This is a genomic window from Streptomyces niveiscabiei, from assembly GCF_001419795.1.
Taxonomy (GTDB): Bacteria; Actinomycetota; Actinomycetes; order Streptomycetales; family Streptomycetaceae; genus Streptomyces; species Streptomyces niveiscabiei.
On sequence record NZ_LIRL01000936.1, the window covers coordinates 1 to 3,143 of the forward strand.

The window sequence follows — 3,143 nt, forward strand, 5'->3', positions numbered from 1 at the left end:
TGGGGCGTCCGGTGCGGCTGAGGCGTTTGGGTCGGGGGCCTTGCGGAAGGTCGCCCGTGTGGTGCTGCTCGATCCCGAGGACCGGGTTCTGCTGCTGCACGGGCATGAGCCCGACGATCCCGGGAACGACTGGTGGTTCACGCCCGGCGGGGGTGTCGAGGACGGGGAGACCCGTGAGGACGCCGCTCTGCGGGAACTCGTCGAGGAGACCGGGATCAGGGACGTACGGCTCGGGCCCGTGCTGTGGCGGAGGGTGTGCTCGTTCCCCTTCGCGGGGCGGCGGTGGGACCAGGATGAGTGGTACTACCTCGCGCGTACGACGACGACCGTGACCCGCGCCACGGCCCTCACCGAGCTGGAGCGGCGCAGTGTCGCCGGTGCGAGGTGGTGGACCTGTCGGGAACTGGGCCGGTCGCATGAGACGGTGTATCCGACCAGACTTGCCGAGCTGCTGCGCCGGCTGCTCGACGAAGGGCCCCCGCCCAGGCCCGTGACCCTTGACACGGAAATCGTCTAGGGGCGCGCGGGACTGGCGCACAATGGTGGGACCGCACGGCTGAAGGGGAACATGCCATGAGCGCCGAGGACCTCGAAAAGTACGAGACCGAGATGGAGCTGAAGCTCTATCGGGAGTACCGCGATGTCGTCGGGTTGTTCAAGTATGTGATCGAGACGGAGCGGCGGTTCTATCTCACCAACGACTACGAGATGCAGGTGCACTCGGTCCAGGGTGAGGTGTTCTTCGAGGTGTCCATGGCGGATGCCTGGGTGTGGGACATGTACCGGCCGGCTCGGTTCGTGAAGCAGGTCCGGGTGTTGACGTTCAAGGACGTGAACATTGAGGAGCTGAACAAGAGCGATCTGGAACTGCCGGGGAACTGAGGCCCTTCCCGGGCCTGCGGTGACGTCACTCCTTCGGGTGACGGGGTTTTCCACAGGCGGCCGGTTGTCCACCAAGATCCTTCCGGTCTCGCCGGGTGCGTGATCGTCGGTGCCGGAGGTGGTGCCGACATGAACACGGATCTGGCACGCAAGGCAATCGGAGAGTACGGCGAGGAGCTGGCCGCGCGGCGGCTGGCCGACGCCGGGATGACGGTCCTGGAGCGCAACTGGCGCTCCGGCCGGGCCGGTGAGATCGACATCGTGGCGCGGGACGGGGACGTCCTGGTCGTCTGCGAGGTGAAGACACGGCGGGACGGGCCCTTCCAGCATCCCCTCGCCGGGGTCACCCCCCAGAAGGCGGACCGCCTGCGCGGCCTCGCCGAACACTGGCTCCACACCCACGGCGGCGCCCCGCCCGGGGGCGTCCGCATCGACGTCGTCGCCGTGCTCCTGCCCCGGCGCGGGGCCGCCGTCGTCGAGCACGTGCGGGGGGTGGCCTGAGATGGGGTTCGCACGCACGTGTTCCGTGGCCCTGGTGGGGGTCGAGGGAGTCGTCGTCGAGGTCCAGGCGGACCTGGAGCCGGGGGTGGCGGCGTTCACGTTGGTGGGGTTGCCGGACAAGAGCTTGACGGAGAGCCGGGACCGGGTACGGGCGGCGGTCCTCAACTCGGGTGGCGAGTGGCCGCAGAAGAAGCTCACGGTCGGGCTCAGCCCGGCGTCGGTGCCCAAGGCGGGCTCCGGCTTCGACCTCGCCGTCGCCTGCGCGGTGCTTGGCGCGGCGGAGCGGATCGACCCGAGGGTGCTGGCCGACATCGTGATGATCGGCGAGCTGGGGCTGGACGGACGGGTACGTCCCGTGCGGGGCATCCTGCCCGCCGTGCTGGCCGCCGCCGAGTCGGGGTACCAGCAGGTCGTCGTCCCGGAGTGCGCGGCGGCGGAGGCGTCGCTGGTCCCCGGGGTGTCAGTGCTCGGGGTGCGCAGCCTGCGGCAGCTCATCGCCGTCCTCGCGGACGAGCCGGTGCCCGAGGAGGAGCCGGACGAGGTGGGGCGGCCCGATCCGCTGCTGGCGGGCCTGCGGGTACCCGGGACGGGCGCGGCCACCGGCATGCACAGCATGGGCGCGGCCCAGCAGGACCAGGGCCACGACCTCGCCGACGTCGTGGGCCAGCTCTCGGCCCGCACGGCCGTGGAGGTCTCGGCGGCCGGTGGCCACCACCTGTTTCTGGAGGGTCCGCCGGGGGCCGGCAAGACCATGCTGGCGGAGCGGCTGCCGGCCGTGCTGCCCCCGCTCGGGCGGGAGGACTCCCTGGAGGTCACGGCCGTCCACTCGGTGGCCGGACTGCTGCCGCCGGGCAAGCCGCTCGTCGACGTGGCCCCGTACTGCGCCCCGCACCACTCGGCCACGATGCAGGCGCTCGTCGGAGGCGGCCCCGGCATCGCCCGGCCGGGAGCGGTGTCCCTGGCTCATCGCGGGGTGCTTTTTCTCGACGAGGCCCCGGAGTTCAACAGCACCGCGCTCGACGCCCTCCGACAGCCCCTGGAGGCGGGGCACGTGGTGATCGCCCGCAGCGCCGGCGTGGTGCGGTTCCCGGCGCGCTTCCTCATGGTGCTGGCGGCGAACCCGTGCCCCTGCGGGAGGTTCTCGCAGCGGGACACGTTGTGCGAGTGCCCGCCTTCCGTGATCCGCCGCTACCAGGCCCGGCTCTCCGGGCCGCTCCTCGACCGGGTCGACCTGAGGGTCGAGGTGGACCCCGTCAGCCGCGCCGAACTGGCGTACCGAGGGCCCGGCGGGGAGTCCACGGCGACGGTCGCCGCGCGGGTGCTGGCCGCCCGGGAGCGCGCGGCGGCCCGGCTGGCCGGCACGCCGTGGCGGACCAACAGCGAAGTCCCCGGCCGGGAGCTGCGCAGCCGCTGGCAGGCGGTGTCCGGCGCGATGGACGAGGCCGAGCGGGGCCTCGAACGCGGTGTGCTCACCGCCCGGGGCGTCGACCGCGTCCTGCGGGTCGCCTGGACGGTCGCCGACCTCGTCGGCCACGACCGCCCCGACGCGACCGATGTCGCCCTGGCGCTGCAACTGCGGACCGGGGTACCGCGCGGGGTGCCGATGGCGATCGGCGCGCTGACCTGACGCATGTGGTCGGGCCGCGTACCGAGGTGCGGTGCGCGGCCCTTCTCGGAAGGAGCTGTGGGTGGACGAGGAAGAGCGGGTTGCTCGGGTGTTTCTTGGGCGGGTTGTCGAGCCTGGGGATGAGGTCGGGGGG

At 72.3% G+C, this 3,143-nt stretch carries 4 protein-coding genes; all 4 read left to right on the forward strand.

What is annotated here, in order from left to right:
* Positions 1-40: 40 nt before the first annotated feature.
* Complete coding sequence (locus AOK24_RS37285) at positions 41-517, forward strand: NUDIX hydrolase (protein ID WP_079057186.1); 477 nt, start codon at positions 41-43, stop codon at positions 515-517.
* A 56-nt stretch (positions 518-573) separates the two neighbouring features.
* Positions 574-882: a DUF2469 domain-containing protein gene (locus AOK24_RS37290; protein WP_010353840.1), complete on the forward strand. Its 309-nt coding sequence runs from the start codon at positions 574-576 to the stop codon at positions 880-882.
* Between the two features lie 99 nt (positions 883-981).
* Entirely contained in the window at positions 982-1,383 is a 402-nt protein-coding gene (locus AOK24_RS37295; protein ID WP_075732480.1) for a YraN family protein, read from the forward strand.
* Between the two features lies 1 nt (position 1,384).
* Positions 1,385-3,010 (forward strand): YifB family Mg chelatase-like AAA ATPase, encoded by a 1,626-nt coding sequence (locus AOK24_RS37300; protein ID WP_055724377.1) that lies wholly within the window; start codon positions 1,385-1,387, stop codon positions 3,008-3,010.
* Positions 3,011-3,143: the final 133 nt, after the last annotated feature.

Excerpts from the sequence above, each read along its gene's own strand:
- AOK24_RS37290 (WP_010353840.1), top strand. The coding sequence starts at position 574 with ATGAGCGCCGAGGACCTCGAAAAGTACGAGACCGAGATGGAGCTGAAG.
- AOK24_RS37300 (WP_055724377.1), top strand. The coding sequence starts at position 1,385 with ATGGGGTTCGCACGCACGTGTTCCGTGGCCCTGGTGGGGGTCGAGGGA.